At 57.5% G+C, this 18,137-nt stretch carries 15 protein-coding genes and 1 pseudogene; 8 read left to right on the top strand and 8 right to left on the bottom strand.

Features of this window, described 5'->3' with window-relative positions:
• Positions 1-71: 71 nt before the first annotated feature.
• The 3 genes and pseudogenes from nifK to IVB12_RS08090 all read right to left on the bottom strand — a co-directional run.
• Positions 72-1,631 (bottom strand): nitrogenase molybdenum-iron protein subunit beta, encoded by a 1,560-nt coding sequence (nifK, locus tag IVB12_RS08100; protein WP_247297583.1) that lies wholly within the window; start codon positions 1,629-1,631, stop codon positions 72-74.
• An 80-nt stretch (positions 1,632-1,711) separates the two neighbouring features.
• Positions 1,712-3,214, bottom strand: a complete 1,503-nt coding sequence (nifD, locus tag IVB12_RS08095; protein ID WP_247297508.1) for a nitrogenase molybdenum-iron protein alpha chain — start codon at positions 3,212-3,214, stop codon at positions 1,712-1,714.
• Between the two features lie 1,396 nt (positions 3,215-4,610).
• Positions 4,611-4,936 (bottom strand): annotated as a pseudogene (locus tag IVB12_RS08090) (ISNCY family transposase); the annotation flags it as partial.
• Positions 4,937-4,998: 62 nt separating this feature from the next.
• Here IVB12_RS08090 and IVB12_RS08085 point away from each other — a divergent pair.
• A complete protein-coding gene (locus tag IVB12_RS08085; RefSeq protein WP_247297506.1) occupies positions 4,999-5,187 on the top strand; it encodes a hypothetical protein in 189 nt (62 codons plus the stop codon).
• Positions 5,180-5,476, top strand: coding sequence for a hypothetical protein (locus IVB12_RS08080; protein WP_247297504.1), 297 nt, complete (start codon positions 5,180-5,182; stop codon positions 5,474-5,476). Before IVB12_RS08085 ends, IVB12_RS08080 begins: the two co-directional genes overlap by 8 nt.
• 281 nt (positions 5,477-5,757) lie before the next feature.
• Here IVB12_RS08080 and IVB12_RS08075 read toward each other — a convergent pair whose 3' ends face one another.
• Positions 5,758-6,051: a hypothetical protein gene (locus IVB12_RS08075; RefSeq protein ID WP_247297502.1), complete on the bottom strand. Its 294-nt coding sequence runs from the start codon at positions 6,049-6,051 to the stop codon at positions 5,758-5,760.
• 2,008 nt (positions 6,052-8,059) lie between these two features.
• Here IVB12_RS08075 and IVB12_RS08070 point away from each other — a divergent pair.
• Positions 8,060-9,127, top strand: coding sequence for a cytochrome-c peroxidase (locus IVB12_RS08070; protein WP_247297500.1), 1,068 nt, complete (start codon positions 8,060-8,062; stop codon positions 9,125-9,127).
• Between the two features lie 248 nt (positions 9,128-9,375).
• Here IVB12_RS08070 and IVB12_RS08065 read toward each other — a convergent pair whose 3' ends face one another.
• Together IVB12_RS08065 and IVB12_RS08060 are read right to left on the bottom strand one after the other, a co-directional pair.
• Positions 9,376-9,561: a hypothetical protein gene (locus tag IVB12_RS08065; RefSeq protein ID WP_247297498.1), complete on the bottom strand. Its 186-nt coding sequence runs from the start codon at positions 9,559-9,561 to the stop codon at positions 9,376-9,378.
• Between the two features lie 108 nt (positions 9,562-9,669).
• Positions 9,670-10,080: an IS110 family transposase gene (locus IVB12_RS08060; protein WP_346658490.1), complete on the bottom strand. Its 411-nt coding sequence runs from the start codon at positions 10,078-10,080 to the stop codon at positions 9,670-9,672.
• Positions 10,081-10,453: 373 nt separating this feature from the next.
• Here IVB12_RS08060 and IVB12_RS08055 point away from each other — a divergent pair, with 373 nt between their 5' ends.
• Positions 10,454-11,212 carry a hypothetical protein gene (locus IVB12_RS08055; RefSeq protein WP_247297495.1) on the top strand — a complete coding sequence of 253 codons (759 nt, stop codon included), beginning with the start codon at positions 10,454-10,456 and terminating at the stop codon, positions 11,210-11,212.
• Positions 11,213-12,147: 935 nt separating this feature from the next.
• On the opposite strand, the gene IVB12_RS08050 is transcribed toward IVB12_RS08055, so the two are convergent.
• Both IVB12_RS08050 and IVB12_RS08045 read right to left on the bottom strand, forming a co-directional pair.
• Positions 12,148-12,498, bottom strand: a complete 351-nt coding sequence (locus tag IVB12_RS08050; RefSeq protein WP_247297492.1) for a hypothetical protein — start codon at positions 12,496-12,498, stop codon at positions 12,148-12,150.
• A 17-nt stretch (positions 12,499-12,515) separates the two neighbouring features.
• Positions 12,516-13,304: a hypothetical protein gene (locus IVB12_RS08045; protein ID WP_247297490.1), complete on the bottom strand. Its 789-nt coding sequence runs from the start codon at positions 13,302-13,304 to the stop codon at positions 12,516-12,518.
• Between the two features lie 889 nt (positions 13,305-14,193).
• Between IVB12_RS08045 and IVB12_RS08040 the strand changes: the two genes are divergently transcribed.
• From IVB12_RS08040 to IVB12_RS08025, 4 genes are all read left to right on the top strand, one after another.
• On the top strand, positions 14,194-14,826 hold the full coding sequence (locus IVB12_RS08040; RefSeq protein ID WP_247297488.1) for a hypothetical protein: 633 nt from the start codon (positions 14,194-14,196) through the stop codon (positions 14,824-14,826).
• A gap of 50 nt (positions 14,827-14,876) precedes the next feature.
• Positions 14,877-15,296 carry a hypothetical protein gene (locus IVB12_RS08035; protein ID WP_247297487.1) on the top strand — a complete coding sequence of 140 codons (420 nt, stop codon included), beginning with the start codon at positions 14,877-14,879 and terminating at the stop codon, positions 15,294-15,296.
• Positions 15,297-15,299: 3 nt separating this feature from the next.
• On the top strand, positions 15,300-15,869 hold the full coding sequence (locus IVB12_RS08030) for a hypothetical protein (protein ID WP_247297485.1): 570 nt from the start codon (positions 15,300-15,302) through the stop codon (positions 15,867-15,869).
• 216 nt (positions 15,870-16,085) lie between these two features.
• A complete protein-coding gene (locus tag IVB12_RS08025; protein WP_247297482.1) occupies positions 16,086-16,820 on the top strand; it encodes a hypothetical protein in 735 nt (244 codons plus the stop codon).
• The last annotated feature ends 1,317 nt before the right edge of the window (positions 16,821-18,137 follow it).

Below are 18,137 nucleotides of genomic sequence, written 5' to 3'. Positions count from 1 at the left end.
GTCCGGCGGATAACCCGGGATCCCCGCCACAGCGCCGCTGTTCCTGCGGACAATGAGGCGGGGCGCTCGCCTCAACGTATGATGTCGAAGCTGTAGTCTGTCTTGCCAACTGAGCTGGTTTTTCGATCGATCTCATCAAAGATCTTGTCGAGAATCTTGACCAGCACATTCATGCTACCCTGATAGCCCCACACTGGATAACGATGGTGATGATGGCGATCGAAGATGGGAAACCCGATGCGGATTAGCGGCGTTCCAGTGTCACGCTCGAGATACTTGCCATAGGTGTTACCGATCAGGAAATCGACTGGTTCTGTGAACAGGAGCGAACGCATGTGCCAGAGATCCTTGCCCGGGAAGGCGCGGCAGTTTTTACCGAACGGCGAGCTCGCGAACAGCGCCTGCATCTTCTGCTCCCAGGCCTTACTTCCGTTGGTCGAGAGCACGTGCGTCGGCTCAGCGCCAAGCTCCAGCAAGAATGCGGCCAGGCCATAGCAGAGGTCGGGATCGCCGTAGATCGCGAACTTCTTGCCGTGAACATGCGCGCTAGAGTCAGCCATTGCGTCTACCAGACGCCCGCGCTCCCGCTCCAGCGCATTGGGAATTGCCTTGTTGGTGATACGCGACAGCGTCATCAGGAAATCGTCCGTGGCGCTGACACCCAGCGGGTGATTGAAGGCGACGACCTCCTGGTCGTGCACCTTGATGAAGGGCAACGTCTTCTCCGTACAATATTGCTGCATGGAAATGGTTGCCTTCGCATGGACTGCGTTCGCGGCATCCTTTAGTGTGGTGCCGCCATCATACATGCGGAACTCGCCGTCGGTGGGGGTATCGAACACATCGCTGTTATCCGCGAGGATCGTGTAGCCGATCCCCATCAGCTCGAAGATGCGCTTGATCTCACGGATGTTTCCGACAGTGTAGCCATCGAAGCCACCGATGAAGTTGATCCAGTTGTTCGCTTTGCGCTGGAGTTTAGGCGCCGTGCCGGCTTTGCCATCCCAGAAATGCTCGAGGATGCCCTTGAGCGTGTTGTCGTAGCCAGTAATGTGGCTACCGACGAATGCAGGAGTGTGAGCGAATGGTACGTCGTAGTCCGCGGGGACTGAACCTTTTTCCTTTGATGTTTTGATGAAGGCGTTGAGGTCGTCGCCAATGACTTCCGCCATGCAGGTCGTGGCGACCGCGATCATCTTCGGCTTGTACATGTTGTAGCTGTTGGCAAGCCCGTCGGTCAGGTTGTTGAGCCCCCCGAACACAGCCGCGTCTTCCGTCATGGACGAGGAGACGCACGAGGTCGGCTCCTTGAAGTGCCGCGACAAATGGCTGCGATAATACGCGACGCAACCCTGGGAGCCGTGGACGAACGGCAGTGTGCGCTCGAACCCGAGCGCGGCGAACACCGCACCTAGCGGCTGGCAGGCCTTCGCCGGATTAACAGTTAGCGCCTCGCGGGCGAAGTTCTTCTCGCGGTATTCGGGCGTCTTGGACCATTCTCTGATACGGTCGACTTCGGCGGGATCGTGCGGATTCTCAAATAGCGCCTTCTTATTGGCCAGCATCTGCTGGTATTCGTCTCCCCGGAAAAGCTCAGAGTGGTCGAGGATGTGTTCGGCGTTCTGTGTCATCATGGCACTCTTCAGGTTCTTGTGTTCGTTCTCCTGCCCTTCCCTCCTCTGCGGAAGAAAGGGCCCGAGCGTCGGCTTTCCTATTCCGCCGCCATGAGGCTCGGCCGCGGAGCGTCCTTCCAAGGTGCGCTGGTCTTCCCCCAGATCGGGGAGTTGATTGCCATATCCATGTCTCGGGCGAAGATCGCGAAGCCGTCATAACCGTGGTAAGGACCCGAGTAGTCCCAGGAATGCATTTGGCGGAACGGCACGCCCATTTTTTGGAAGACGTATTTTTCCTTGATACCGGAGCCGACGAGATCGGGCCGGATCTTTTCTACGAAGCGCTCGAATTCGTAGCCGGTGACATCGTCGTAGATCAGCGTGCCGTCCTTGACGTAGTGCTGGGCGGTGCGCTGATAGTCGTCGTTGTGACCGAACTCATAGCCTGTGCCGACAACATCCATGCCGAGGTCCTCATACGCGCCGATGACGTGGCGAGGACGTAGGCCGCCTACGAACAGCATTACGGTCTTGCCATCGAGCCGCGGCCGGTATTTCGCGGTCACCGCATCGACCAGCGGCTGATATTTCGCGATGACGCGCTCGGCGCCCTCCTTGATCTTATCATCGAAGAAGCTTGCAATTTTGCGCAGCGACTCCGCGATTTTGGAAGGCCCGAAGAAGTTGTACTCGCACCAGGGAATCCCAAATTTTTCCTCCATGTGCCGTGAGATGTAGTTCATCGAGCGATAGCAATGCAATATGTTGAGCTTCGCTTTCGGCGTCGCCTCCAATTCAGCGAGAGATCCATCCCCGGACCACTGGGCGATGACGCGCAGGCCCATTTCTTCGAGCAGGATCCGTGACGACCAGGCGTCGCCGCCGATGTTGTAGTCACCGATGATGGCGACGTCATATGGGGTCGGCTCAAATTTAGAGCTGGCTTCTGGGGCGCTCTTGTCGAAGATCCAATCTCGAACGGCGTCGTTCGCGATGTGATGGCCGAGCGATTGTGACACTCCACGAAAACCCTCGCACCGCACAGGCACGATGGTTTTGCCGCCATATTGCTTTGACTTTTCTCTGGAGACTGCCTCGATATCGTCACCGATCAAACCAATTGGACATTCGGACTGAATGGTAATGCCCCTGTTGAGAGGAAACAGCTCCTGCAGCTCGTCGATGAGTTTTGTGACCTTTTTATCTCCGCCGAACACGATATCCTTTTCCTGGAAATCGGAAGTGAACTGCAGTGTCACGAACGTGTCGATGCCGGTCGTGCCGACGTAGTAGTTGCGCCGCGAGCCCCATGAGTACTGACCACAGCCGACCGGACCGTGACTGATGTGGATCATGTCCTTGATCGGCCCCCAGACCACGCCCTTGGAGCCCGCGTAGGCGCAGCCGCGGATGGTCATTACGCCCGGAATGGACTTGATATTGGATTTGACGCCACAATCCGACTTTCCCGCCTCGTGAACACTCAGATGCTTGGCGCGCCTTTTGGCGGTCTTCTCTGGGTAGACCTTCAACACCTCATCAATTAGCTGCTTGTTGCGCGCCTTGATCTCTGCGACGCTTTCGGTAGTTGCTCGGCTCACACGAATTTCCTTTCCATTGTCGTCTCAAATGAAGAAGCGACGCTTTTCCGGTAGATCGACGGATTTCCGATCCGGCGTTGAGGTGTAAAGCGTGCAAATCTCCATGGCCGGTCCTACCGAACGCAACTTCGCGGGCTTCCGGATCCAGCGGCCGATCTGGATGTTGCAGCTCATCTCGGCTAAGCGCTTGCGAGCACAATGCGTGACGCTGTTGATTTGTCGACGGAATCGCTGACCAAGACGCGTCTCGGTGATGTCATGCCTGCCCTCCAGCGATTGGTCATATCGGCTTCTTTACTCGCTCGCGTGCCATCAGGGGGGCGGCCTGCCCCTCTGCATGTCGATGCAAAGGGCTAACAGCCGCCTGTTGCGCGAGGGTCTGCAACGAGTGTGCCAGCGGTGGTTGAATACAAAAACTCACGTCTGTAGAGCTAGATAGCTGCTAGGATGCGGATTGTTATAAAACTGACCCTGCGTGGCACCGACAGGCTTACCCGCTAAAGCCCTGTCTGAAACAAAACAATCACTTGCGCTCTCCGCCAGCGAGATGGCTAAATTCTTCCCCGCGCGCCGACGTCACTCCGGTGCGGCAGCTTTGCTTGGCGCACCCATCGAGCGATCGCAAACACCATCGGTTCGAGATGGACTTCAGCGCACGTAGATGCGCGCATGGTGTTTGCGAACGTAAGAAAGTGGTGATTGAGCTGCACCATCTCTTCCGGAAGACTAAGAGAACTCAGTTGTCAGCAGAACGCTTTCTTTCACTTACGCGCGATCTTTCGCTTCGCTCGTCATTCCAGTTGATCTCGTGGAGACGCGCTCTAATGTGGCGACACCGATCTCGTGGAGAGCATGTGGGGCTGATCGATTCTCAACCCGCGATAGCCTTAAAGGCGCAAGCTCGTGGCCCTTCGTCGTTCGGGGTAAAGGGGTCGGCGTTCTACAATGGCCCCGTTCTTGTCATTCGGCAGTCCAGTTGCAGCTCGCTTCAGCATCTCGGTCAGACACGCCACGACGCAATTCGGCACTTTGATTGGGCGCGCGTCGACTTTTTCTATCGCCGCTTGCGGAAGCGTGACACGATGAGCCGAAGCCGGCACCGAGTGCAGCGACAACGAGGGCGGTCTGCTGATGAGCGCGAGGCCCTCCAGACGGACACCGCTAGAGCGGCTCGATCAGTGCGGGCTACCCTCAATTTCGCGTTGAGGGTTCATCGCATATTCTCCGTTCGGCAAATAGTGCCCGTGGATAGCCCACTTTTGTCTACTTCCCGGCGCGAAATTGATGTTTTCCAGCCTTTGGCCAAGGCATGGACCAAAACAAACCCGGCCGGGTGGACGGCGGGGGTCTGAAGCGAGCAATGATGGGGGCGAGGTGTACGGAGCGGCTCGCCTGCTCATCGTCCAGCCGATGTTGACGAGGTTGAGATCACGACGAGGGCGACCCAGCGCTGCATTCCGGCGTCATCCTTCTGTCAGCATCGATTGAGACCGTTTCGCCGCTTAACCACGCTGATGCGTCCCTCACATCGCGTGCGCCATTTTTGGCCATCGCGGAACCAGCGCTTCTTCTGTTCGCGCTTGCGGCTCAGGGCTTTTGCTCGATCGATTGGGAATGCATACCCCTTGACCCCATTGCTCTCGCAGCGGCCTCGTTCCTGGCAGAGTAGAACCCGGCGTCAGTCGCCATCAGCCGCGGCACGCGCCTCAGCTTGACCTGGTGGTTGCGATCGTGCCGAGCCGACCACGACTGCGGCTCTTCGGGCACCGCTTCGCTAGTGCTTCGTGCACCGCGGCCACGATCTGCTCGTTCGCCAGCATCTGATCGGCGTGCTGCATCCACTCTTCGCGAAGATCACTCACTTGCTAGGCGATCAGCCCATCGCCAAAGCTGAGTTGCGCCCGCCGCATCTCAATCATCTCGCCGCCCCGCGCGCCTTCGATGCGGCTCTGGACGTAGCAGCTCATGATTGAGTTGGCAGATGCCCTCGATCGCCTGCTTCAGCTTCTGATATTTGTCGAGCCAGCGACGAACCTCGGCGACCCGTTCGTGACGTACGCTGAACTGCTGCGTGCGGCCGCCGGCGTATGTCACGGTGAGCACGAACACCCGGTGCCCTTCGCCGCGCGCGCATTTAGAACAGCCTTTGGTATGTCGGACGGTGCGCTCCAGCTACGAACCGCGCAGCAACTCGCCGGTGGCCGGCAGCTTGCCAACGAGCTTGTCGCGCGCTTTAACGGTTCGCTCACGAATGATTCATAGGAATGAATCAATGGCAGCCTAACAAGTCAAGCGCTGATCCCGTTCGACCTTGCAGTTTTCCGCCGACCGGCCGACTCTGAATTCAGGCTGCGTCGACCTAATGTGCGCTGGGAAGTAGTCTAGCGCCTTTAAGTGCCTTCGGAGTTTGGGCTCAACCTTTGTTGCGGTGTGCTCGTCTTTGAGGACGGCACACAGGCCGGAGCGGCATTCATCGTGTGGAGTTAAGAGGCGACAGCGGCTCGTCCGCCCGAGCGCTCGCGGAAATCAGCGTGAGACACGAGTCACTTCCAAAAAAGAGATTCTGGCCAATCCGTGAACTCCAATTCGAAGCTACGTAGGCCAGTAAGTTTGGTGGTGAATTTAAGGGTCTTCCCTGAAAGGGCTGCCAATGAGCCAGATGCGAACTTGAATACTGTCGTGCCGGAAGTTGCGACCGCAATGCCTTCCTCGCCTTCCATGCTAGAGAAGCCCGTCGCTTCGGAGAGTTGCCCAATTGCAACTCCCTCCAGCGCGCGGTGCAATTCCAGGGACGCTAGGTACGTTCCTTTATCAGCAGCCCACTCGCTGACCGACACTGCTGTAATCCCCGCGTCCCTCGAGAGACCATCCGCGATCCGGCAGCCATATTGAACCGTGAGAATGACCCGCTCGTTCCGAACTCCGGCCGGATCCCTATCGGCGGCAGTGATCGTGCACGCGTACCGCCTTGTGTCCGCAACCGCGCCCGTGCTTAGCCCGAGCAACTCGAGAGCGGAACATAATACAAAAGCGATAACGGGTCTTCTCATTCGGCCACACCTAGTCTGGAGTATCGTTCGCCTGCTCTGTACAATCTGACGCTACGGCCGATTCAAGCTTCTTCGATCGCTCTGTCGGATGAAAGCTACTCATGGTGAGCGCGGTTTCGCGGACAACGGCGCAATCGGTGTCCCCCAGCCGTGGTCCTGGATGGGCGGCCCGAACGGTTTCATTATCGACGCTCACGGTGCGCCGCGGGCCAGCACATCGGTGAACCAAGGCCGAGGACCGGCGCATTTCAGTTCAGCGGCGGCCATGATGAGCGCGGCGGTCCGCGGCGACGGAGCCTACGTTTCTGACGCGCATGCGTTCTATGAGCCGACGCCATTTTGCGCGCCAATGACCCGCGGCAGGTCCCGAATTTTGCTTGACAGTGTCAATGCAAAAGGAAACGTGGTCGCTAGGAGCCGTTCAAAGGCAGATTGCCGCTCAAGCAGGCGATCTTCGAGAACCTTACGCTCGAGATCACTTAGCTCGCTTTTAAGCTTTCTTCGACAGCGCCAAATGTCATTCCGCACGTTTCGGATCTCATTCAATCGATCGTCAATTGAAGCCATCACGGACACCATATTTAACTTGAACCAGCCATGGACAATTGGTCAATCACGTCGTTCCCTCGGTAAGATGCCGATGAGATCTCACGACGTGGCCATCTGCGGACATGATGTAAAGATCTCCTACCAACATGTCCTCTTGTACCGAAGTCTTTTCAACGCAAGAGCACGAAGTGACAATTGCTTCTGCAGAAGTTCAGCGATTTTTGCGATCAGCGCGCAGGATTTCAAAAGCTGCCACTCGGCCGTGAGTGGGTCGAAATGGTTCTTATCCCAACCCACAGGCGGCCCGATCAGGTGTCAGGCCGGACTTAAGCTGGTGTCGAATGGGAGTATCCGAGTAAATCGGACGGTCGTACCGTCATACTCTGGGTAACAGTTTTGACACCGGCGACTGCCATGCCAGCGAACCCAGACAAGCCATGTCAGGCTTCGGGGCTCGTCTGTTACAAACGAGTGGGATTTCGGCGGCGGCGCGCAAAGAGCCGGCCCGGATATGAGGTCGGAGAGCCTTCAGTTGGCAGGGCGAGGCGAAATCGTGAGCGATGCGCACCGCCGGGCGCCTCGGCTCAGTGTCTCGCCGTAGGCCAGCGTAGATCTTTGTACCGCCGTCGCACGTGTGGCCGGCAAGCCTGGCGATTGGATCTCATCACAAAGCTTTCTGTGCGATGATGTCTAGCCGGGACTGGCGCTTGTCGCATCTGTGACACTGGATGTATTCATCAAAACAAGACATCCGACGTTGTTCGGTAGCCCGGATTCGTTTGGTAACTAAATCAGCAGCTTGCATGTCAGATGCAACTGGCATGGGGGTTGCTATTGTCCAGCGGCACCGTGAGCGCTGAGCGCGACCAGCGGTGCAACACGGATAGATCAACTTCGCTGGAGCGTATTGGCCACCCAATCGCTCAATGGAGAACCGATGCGGCCACCGGACAGATTATCCTTTTTCGGCACGCTTGTTGTTGTCAGATCGGCCGTCATTCCGAAGGTTGAGGCGCTAGTCTGATCTACCAAGGGTCGTGATCTAAGCTCAAAGCGAACTCGCGAATCAAATAACGGCTTAAAGCCTCTTGGGCGAGCGCCGGCAGCGAGCACCTCGAAATCGAACATTTGATGCAGCCTCGCTTCACAGGATCCGGTGCATGCTGCGCCGGCCCGTTGAGGGAACAGAGTGTGGCATCGCTTTCGACTGTTTCCTTGATTCAATCAGAACTGATGAGGCGGGTGTATGAACAAATCGATCCGGGAGCTTCGGCTTGTCGCTGAAGCATCTGTTTTGGCGATTGGGCTGCTGATGTCGTCAGGAGCTAGCGCGGACGATGATCTGATGAGAACTGCCAGGCAGATCTTCCATCCGATCCCCTCAGTCATTCCTGCGGTAAAGGACAATCCAGTCACGCATGAAAAGGTCGAGCTTGGCAAGATTCTGTTCTTCGATCCGCGGCTATCGGCAAGCGAGATCATTAGCTGCAATACGTGCCACAATCTCGGCAGCGGCGGAGTCGATGCCGGTCCGACCTCAGTCGGTCACGGCTGGAAGGTCGGCCTACGTCGGGCCCCAACCGTCTACAACGCGGTGTTCAATGCGGCGCAATTCTGGGACGGACGCGCCGCGGACCTCAAGGCGCAAGCAACTGGCCCTGTGCAGGCGAGCGCCGAAATGAATGCGACTCCGGATCATGTGCTCGACACTTTGAACTCAATGGCCAGCTATGTCGTCTTGTTCAAAAATGCTTTCCCGAACGAGGCGAGCCCGGTCAGCTTTGAAAACTTTGCGAAGGCAATCGAGGCTTTTGAAGCCACCCTCATCACACCTGCGGCCCCGTTCGATCAGTATTTGGAGGGCAATACACATGCTCTCGATGATCAGCAGAAGTCAGGGTTGGCGCTGTTTATGGAGAAGGGATGCTCCTCTTGCCACAATGGAATCAATGTCGGTGGACAGGCCTACTTCCAGTTCGGCGTGATGAAGAAGCCGGACGCAACCCTGCTTCCGAAAGCCGATAAGGGCCGATTCGCGGTCACCAAGGCGGTCGGCGACGAATATGTCTTCCGCGCGGCGCCGTTGCGGAACGTTGCTTTGCGAGCCCCTTACTTCCATTCGGGCCAGGTTTGGAGCCTAAAGCAAGCTGTTGGCCTGATGAGTGAAATCCAGCTCGGCGCCAAGCTTAGCGACGGGGAAGAAAACGACATTGTGGCGTTTCTGAATTCGCTTACCGGGCGGCTACCTAAGATCGAGTATCCAATACTACCCACCCGTACAAACACGACGCCAAAGCCTTCAATAGACAGATAGGATTAACAGAGCCGGCCTCATGTCTTGCCGAATACTAACAGATGATTGGCACTTCGAACGACTTGGACGGCTGCGATCGTATGTCCGGCCTTTAGCGCGGATCATATCTCCGCGGGCCCTGATGAAGTCCGACAACCAAGGGGTCACATCAAGGATCCGAGCTTTAGAGCTCACACGACTGGTCGGGTTTTCCTGGTTTTCGGTGGCGACCGTTGTCTTTCATCATGCCTTTCTTGCACTTACCAAGCTTAGAACTCTTTGATTTGGATGCGGCTGGCTGCAATTACCGAGGCAACAAGCTTGCCAACGCCGGGAATTTCTCCGAGCGAACGGCTCGTCTCGCTTCGCGCGTGGGCCTTGGCGATCTCCCTCTCCAAATCATCGAGCGCGCTTCCGAGTGCATCAATTTGCTGACCGAGAACCCTTGCAGCCATGACAGCGGCGTCCGGAAGAGTCGTGTCGGCTTCTGCGAGGTCTAAAAGCTCGTCGACGCGGCCGGTGCCCTTGGCGACGACAAGACCGAATTCGGCTAGGTGGCCGCGTTAAGCGTTCACGTTCATCGTTCGCTGTTTGACGAGCAGCTCGCGCGTCTTGTGCAGCATCAGTGTCGCTTGCTGATCAGCGCTCTTGATCGGCACAAAACGCATTGCAGGTCGCGAGACCGCTTCACAGATGGCCTCCGCATCGACGGCATCGTTCTTACCCCGCTTGACATATGGTTTTGTGTAGGCGGGCGGCATCAGAGACACATCATGTCCCATCGCCTTTAGTTCGCGCGCCCAATAGTGCGCTGAGCCGCAAGCCTCCATGCCAACGCGGCACGGCTCGATCTTCGAGAAAAACTCGCGCATTGTTCGGCGCGTCAGCTTGCGCTTTACGGCCGGCGCAGCCTCGCTAGATAGCGCGTGAATCTGAAAATAGTTCTTGGCGAGATCAACGCCTACAGGTTTGATCAGGTCATTAGGAAATATACGGGGTGCTATGTCCCCCTCTTAGATCGCTCCAATGGCCATGGCGTCAGCGAAGTGCAAAAAAATCACACTGCGGGCCAACATTATGAGATGTGTTCTTTTCACACTCCCTTACACTTGTGACCCTTAGGTTGCATTCGAGCCTACGCCTGACTACACGCCTTCGGGCATTTGGGGGTGCGACATGAGAATAATTGGGGCTGGCGCCTGCGTGTTTGCACTAGCTGGCTGCACGGCATTTCCGCAGTCAGCTGACCACGCAAAAGTCGAGATAGGCGCAATCGTCGACTCGATCGAATGTGAATTGGCTGCCGTCGCGATGAGCAGGGACCCTGAGGTCCGTAGCCGAGACATCATGAAATGGATCGCTGCGACGGACGTTGATCTGACGTTGGTGAGGTCGATCAGCGCCGACGGCAGTGTCAACGTTGCCGGTCCTTGGGGTCTCGCCACTGTTTCCGGGACACCGAGCGGCAGCATCAGCGATGCGGACACGCGGACCAATTCCATCAAATTCGCAAATTCGTTCCAGAAAGCCGTGGAGCATTTTGGCAACACCTGCTCAGGGCCAGATCCGTCTGAAACGCATATGGGCCTGGCATACTGGTTCGAAGGAAGCGTCAAGGCGATCGACAAAGATTCCTTAGTGAGCCTCAGCTTCACGAAGCAATTCAAGATCGTTGCCACCGCGGGCGCCCGGTTTGGCTACACTTTGATACCTGTTACAAATCCGGTCTCGGCCGGTGCAGGACTCGGCGGATCGTCCGACTACACAAATCGCTTCACCGTTGCCCTTACCCCACCACCGCCACCTGCTCCTCCGCCTAAACCACTGCTGGTCTACGTGACGAATTTTCCCAAAACAGCACCGCCGCCGCCCCCGCCGTCACCTGACGTGGGGCGCAGTGACGAAGGTCGTTTTAAACCTCAAGCGGTTCCTTCCTCGCCCGACGCGGCTGAAACCGCGCCGCGGGTTGTTCGCCGACGGGGGCCGCCCCGAAGCGTGTCTCAACCCGCGCTCACGCCAAGGGAGCGGGTTTTACAGGACCCCGCGCTTAATCAGATGCTGCAGCGGCAATCGCCGGTGATCTTGTCGCCCGGCTCGATTCGTTAGATGGTTTTGACGCCGCCGATGGTAAGACTGCGTGTCTGCCATCCGTGGAACAGCGATCAGCGGCGGCGTCAAACCACTCGATTAGAAACTATGGTCGAGCCGACTTGACAAAGGCCTTGCTGACTTGAAGATTGACCGACCTCAGACTGACTGCTTCGCTCTCAACTCACCGTCCGTTGGAATCAGCCAGTCTTCTCCTCCGGCTTTCATTCCATGGCCGGCATAGAAATCAACCGCCATCACTGAGCCTTCCGCAGAACGGCCAATCGACTAGCGCCTTGCGCATGTCGGCAGCGGTCCCATTACTCAGCTGAGTGACCTTGAAGTCTAGGCGTTCCAAAGCACGAGCGATGTCGGTCGCATCTCGTGTCGGGTTCGGGACGGTTGGCACTCGCAGGTGCGCGCCATCGCCGATGACCAGCGCGACCCGCTCGGCGGCAAAGTGCGGGCACTCCGGCCAGAAGTGCGACGTACGTTATGAAAATGAAGCCCATCGCACCACTGCCCCCAGGCCAGCACCTCAGGTAATCGCCTTTCTAAAGCGCGGCACCGATGATCCGAAACGGCGCCAACAGGGCAGATTAGATGCGGAAGCCCAGCCGGACGCCCGTAGCCTGTGATACCTGCCAACCTGCCCGCTAGGGTTGAAAGCGATGGTCGAGGCGGCCGCCGGGGAGTCCGGTCTACCTCCTACAGCCGACAGGCTGAGAGCCGATGAGCTGTTCGACTCCGGCCCAGGAGCGAGCAACAAAGGCTAGCTGCTTTTGGAATTTCGCGTCGGAACGTAACCTGCCTTGCTTTCCCGCCATAGTTGTCTTTGAATGCTGAAGCTATCCTATTGAATGATGGGAGCACGCGCATCTCAACGCCCTGATCAATGCCGACAGTCTTAAAGCGATGGCGCCAGCCGTGGCTTGGATCAACGTTCTTGTCTTTCACCACCTCACGCACGAACTCATTGACCTTATACGCGTAGTCTTCACCGCATTGCGCACGCCTAGCTCGCCGGCCTTGGGGTCAATGAACAGATAGCCGCCTTTCGACCTCTCAAAGAACGTTAAGAAGCCCTCCTCGATGATTTGGTGATGGAGCACGACATCACGCGCTTCATCCGTCTTCACCGGCCCCGCTTCGGGCGTCATGTGCAGCACCCAGAGTTTGCCTTCGCGCCGCAAATCCTCCTTGCGAATCTGGATCATCTCGCCCACGCGGCCGCCCGTGAAGGCGCACAGCCACGGCACCCACCGCTTGGCCGCCGCCAGCTTCGGGGCTTCCCGGCCGGGCACGAACTCGCGGACGTGCTTCAGGATGGCGATGGCCTCCGAATCATAGAATCCTTTGGACCGGAGCTTGCGCGATTTCCCGACCTTGATGGTGATCCCTTCGGCCGGATTGCTGGGCAGCCGGCGATTGACCACCGCCCAACCGAACACCGTCTTATCCCCGCAAGGTCGCTATCGTTCACTGTTTTCGGGCTCACGCCGCTCTGCACGCGATAATCCTTGAAGCGAACGATGTCCTCCGGTGTCACCCGGCTCGCGGTGTCATGCTTCAGGAATGTCACGAGACGTGCCATCGAGTTGCGATAGCTCTCAAAGGTGCTCTGCTTGCGGCCGGCTCGCTTGGCTTCCTTCCACCAATCCTCGACCAGCCCGGTGAGGGAATGCCTGGAGGCTCCGCGCTTTAGCTTCTCTTTCGGCGCACCTTCAGGCGCCTGCCAGTCCGGGAAGCGGGCTGCCTGGGGGTCGGCCGCATAATCCCCTCCCGCATTGCGCTGACGGTTCATAAAGGCGTCTCGCAACGCCATCCAAAAAGCGACAAGCAACATGGCGCGCGATTCGCTGTCCGCGCGGCGAATGCCCTTGGTCAGCAAGAGGCGGTCCACGATAGCCCCAAGCGGCTTCTCCAAGTGCTTGGGATCGCCATCCTTGCCGACCTTCTCCCACATTGCGACGACGGCCGCCCATTGCGCTTCCTGCTCGTCCTGGCTGTCGGTGTCTGGCGCCCAGCCAACTCCGGGCGTGTGCACCATGGCGACACTCCGGCCACGGCTCTCGCTGTCCGCCCAAACGCGATAGAGTTCGCCCGCCAAGGCCGTCGCCTGTCGGTGGCTCAGATGCACGGGGGCGTCATTGCGGAGAGCTTGCCAGACACCCTCCAGATAGGCCGCCGCAATGGCGTTACGTGTCTTGGCCTCACTGGGATCGGCAGTGCGGAGGGAGAAACGAAAGGCTTGGGTGCTCTCGCTGGGCGTCACGAAAACGAAGCTATCGCCCAGCGGGATTGCGAGTTCGACACCGACTACTTTACGGTGGACATCAGCAGGGATGCGCTAAGCGAACCACTTGTTTTGAGACCCGTCCCGGCGCATCGGCCGAACAACCTTGAACAGCAATGTTACACCCCATTGTTACACAGTCGGGGCCAATGCAACACTCTGGAAGGGCTTATCTATCTGTATTTGTTTGCGATCCAGAATTGTATGGTGCCCAGGAAAGGATTGGGGATCAATCCGACAAACTACAGCAAAAACAGTCACTTACCTCTGCGTCAAGTCCGACGCTTGTACCACTGGACTGTGCTGGTGTCGACCCTGCTCTGATCGCATGCCAACCATCAGCCTTCAGCGACGGATCGCTCGGTTACTCGCGCGAGCGGGCGAGCGGTCGGGAATTCCCGGATTGGCAGCAATAGCTCTGAAATCACGTCAATCGCTCTGGCGCGGCGGCGCGGCTGGTCCGCTAGATGATCGACCACTTCGTTCCAAAATCGCGGGCAAGCGACACAGCAAAGGAGCACCTCAAAATGCCTCTACCAAGGCGCGAGATTTGTGGCATCCTACCCGAAACATGGCTCTCGCGGGCCGTGCTCGCGATGGCATTTTTTGATAACATTCTCCATAGGTTACACCGATAGACCCAAGCAGCGCGCGCTTGGAACGATTTTGGTGCTGTGGAGGTTGTCGAGGTTTCGAGGGGCAGATGGCTGAGAGGAGCGAAGGAGATTCCGTGCCTCCGGGCTATCAATACTTCGCGAGGGTCAGATCAGGACGACCTGAAATTGGCGCGTATTTGCCGAACTACGAGGGCGACCTGACGGTCTATTGGCAAGGCAAGGTCTCTCGCGCCAATATTCGAACAATTGTCGAGGAAGCGGAGGTTGCGCTCAAACCGTTCGCCGCGGGCGCCAATCTGAGGGGCGAGCTCGACATCTACGGTATTAAGACGAAACAACCGTCGACAGAATTCGAGCGCCACGTAGGTCCGGTCGCAAATGGCCTCTACGCCTATCTTGATCCATACACACAAAATCAGCCTTCAGCTCAGGCGCTTCCGGATTTCGAAGCGTGCCGCGCGGAGCTGACGGTCTCTCAGGGACTGGTTGTGATCTGGGCAAACGTATCCGGCGAGAAATCCGGAAAACTTGAGAACGGCGGTGAAAATATCGGCTTAAGCGTGCCGCAACAGCTATTCAAAGGTGCTGCGCGTAACATTATAAAACGCGCCATCACCAGCACCAAGACACTCAATGAAAGGATCGTTCTTCAACTTCTTAACGACATTGCTTCGGCCGTGCAGAAACGAGAGCTGAAAAACCTTGCGGCCAGCGATTAAGCCGAACGTAAAAGCAAAAGTCTTTGAAAAAGCATTTAGGGAGGCAGGGCGTGAAGTCGGTCAGAGTAGCCGGTATGTTTACCGTGGCGTTGGACGTCTGGGATCAAAATGCAAATACGCTCACTGATGTAAGTTCGCAGACGACTGGTACCCGAAACGTCGTCCTTGTGAAAAATATCTGCACCCATCCAAAGGACGTACAGATCAAGGTCTCGCTCCCCAACGGCTTGCAGTCGCTTGAATTCGTTGTGGCCGGATCCAGCCAGGATCGCTGGGAAGATGACGCGAGTCAGATCGCGAATAAGGGCACTAACACCCTTGCCTGCGAGTTGAAGAGAAATGGCGGACCCGTTTCTCACAATGAGCCGATCCAGCTCGACGAACTGTTGAGCCGGCATGGCCCTCATCAGAAATTCGTGGCTGTGAATTCCACCAATATTCCATTTCGCACAACCATCAATGCGATCTAGCCGATGATGTCGCACGAAGCATCCGCTGCGTTCGCGATCATTCCGCCAGCGTTCGCTATCCTTGTTGAGGCGCTCAACCCGATATCCGAGAAAAGCATTTTTCGCAGTGCCGAACGGGATCTCGCGGGGTACAGCACCGGGAATCCAACCCAGCACAATGATCTCCTCACCTACGCGACCAAAATGGCCAACGGCGCTGTAGAGGTAAGCGGCTTGGCGCCGACGCTAGTCGCGGCTGTCACAAGCGGCTTTGGAGCGCTCTACGAGGTTCCAAGCCCGTGGTTGATCATGGGTTACATTCTCATACTCATGGCGCTGGCGCTGCTCATTCTGAGCTATCTGTCGGGAAACACATTCGGCGAAATCGACGACACCTGCCCCCCGCTTAAGATGTTCTTTTTCAATATTCCGCTTCCGTGGACCGGCAGCAAAGTCGTGTCCAGCTTTATCTATGCCGTCAACGTGTTGCTGATTGCGTTCGTTTTGCTTGTGTATTGGCTGGTCAAACACGAGCCGCAACCTCCACACGCGGGGTCTCATATCTCGTTTGTGGCCCGGGTCCTCCACATCTGAGGGCCGTCGGCAGCTGTTACAATTCTTCCTCTTTCTTTCGCGCTGCGCGTGATTCAGGCCCTGTTATCTTCAGAGCAATGGAAACGCGATTGAAGAGGCTCCGCTGCCAGTGCAACATGGAGGGCGGCATGAACACCAACCGTGTCATTCTCGTGGTCGGCGCATCCGGCAAGTTCGCCGGTCACGTCGTCCCCGCCGTCGCGCAGCGGGGCGTGCGTGTCCGCGGTCGCCGCCGCGACCGAGCGGGCGTTTGCCAACACCGGGCACTCGCTCGACCTCATCAACAAGGCATTCGAGTGCCTCGACCTGATCGGCTGGCAACACGCGGCGGCTCTGCTGCCGACGGTCGTCGGTCAAATGGTCGCAGCCCGCAGCGCCGAGGAATCGACTGCCTGGCGCCAGCCCGTTGACCTTGTTGCGTTGTGTGAGAAATCAACCGGCGAACTCGCGGACTGTTCGCTGCCGGACGCGGTTCGCGCGATTGGTCGGGCCACGCCGCACTTGCTCAAGAGCTGCTCGGTGACGATCCGCGCCGGTGCCGCTCCTGCTGACCTTGGCCAATCCCTCGCGTACGCGGCCGCGCTCAGGGTGGCGCGCTTCGGCAATGCCAACGAGCACGCCGACTGGGAGACGGCGCACCACGTCTTCCTACGCCAACGCAGTCCACCAGATGCTGACGCGGATCGGGACTGCCTGACTGCCAGCATCGACGCTCACATCACGGCCGTCCGCGGCGTATTGCACGGCGCGATCGCTATTTCAATGTGCCGCCGGCGCGCATCCCGGGCGGCAGCGGCGAGCAGCTGGATGATCTGCCAGCGGATCCAGAGACGATCGGCGCCGCATTATTCGACGCGTTCGACCGGCAGCGACAGGTCGATCTCGCGGCAAGCCTGGTGGCACGGCACCTCACGCTCGGTCATGCGCCGCAGCCGCTTATCGTCACGCTAGCGCATGCGTTGCTCCGCGAAGATGCAGGCTTCCATGCATATCACATGCTGGAGGCGGGAGCCCGGCAATTGGCGCGTGCGACTGCACGGACGCGGGCCGGCGCATCCTCATCGCGGTTGCCCGCTATCAGGCGGCCCATTCACCGACCGAACGCGCGTCAGGTAGAGCAGTACGAAGCAATCGCACGACGCTGGCTGGCGACACCTCAATAGATTTTCGTTATCCAACGAGCATCTCGCCCAGGCCAGAATCTTTCCGGTCGACGGTCGCGCTAAAATTCAGTTGTAACTCGATGCAATTTTGGGGGAGGACGATGGCGACCACATCTTCGCGCAAACCTTCTAAAGCAGCGCTGGGCCGTTGGTATGTCTGCTCTGGCCAGCAGGCAATTCCACTTGCTGAACGGGCAAAGACTACTGAAAACTTTTGAACTCGTGTTCTTATGAAGCATCCACCGTCGGCGGAAAAGCCGACGCCATGTTTGGCGGCGACTCCCCGACTAGGCTAGCGTCACTTTAGAGGCGTCGGCATGCTGACGCTCATCCGATCCAGCGTTCGCCGGCCAGCTCAGCTCGCCTCGGCTCTGAGTCAGAGCGCTTCTTCGAACGCTAATCCACGCATCGCAGATCTTTCCATTGCTGCTCTGCAACATTAGGAGCGAGATGTCGACGGTCTAGACGGTTCGAGCATATACTTCTCGGCATTCATTGGCCGGCAATCACATCGCCACACGACCGGCTCCGCGCGCCAAACTGCAGCAGCAAGCTCATCCCCTATTTTCATTTTTGCGAGCAGCCCAGAAGGGATCTTAGCCTCCATAACCACAATTGTGGGTTGATTTGAGAAATGATAAGTTGAGCAATCACTCCGCAAAGATGGCATCAAAGTCGGCAGTCAGAACCGATGTAGTCATCGGCTGTTAAGCGAGAGAACCAAATCGTCGTTGATTATCGCTGCATACACGCCCAGGCCGATCTCTTTACGAAGAAGGTCGACCGATACGAGAACAAATTTTGAACAGCGGAAGAGGTTCAAATGGCATCTCAAGGTATCAAATTTCTCGAATTTGCATTCTCTCAAACTGCGGTTGCCACACCGATCTCGCCGAATTCGGCCATCATCGAATATGTCGTCGGCAACGAAAACAGGCTCGAGGTGGCCTGCGAGACACAGTCTGGACTGTTGAGTACATACGCCTTTGATTTGAGAGAGGGAGAACGGGTCCTGGTATATAACGATGTCATTCACATTCCAGCTCGGTGCAAGAGCCGAGAGAACGGGAATACGATCAAATGTTCACCACCGTAAAATAGACGG

The organism is Bradyrhizobium sp. 179 (assembly GCF_023073535.1).
In the GTDB taxonomy this organism is placed as follows: domain Bacteria; phylum Pseudomonadota; class Alphaproteobacteria; order Rhizobiales; family Xanthobacteraceae; genus Bradyrhizobium.
Note: the sequence above shows the minus strand (reverse complement) of the source record. Positions and strands in the feature narration are given on the sequence as shown.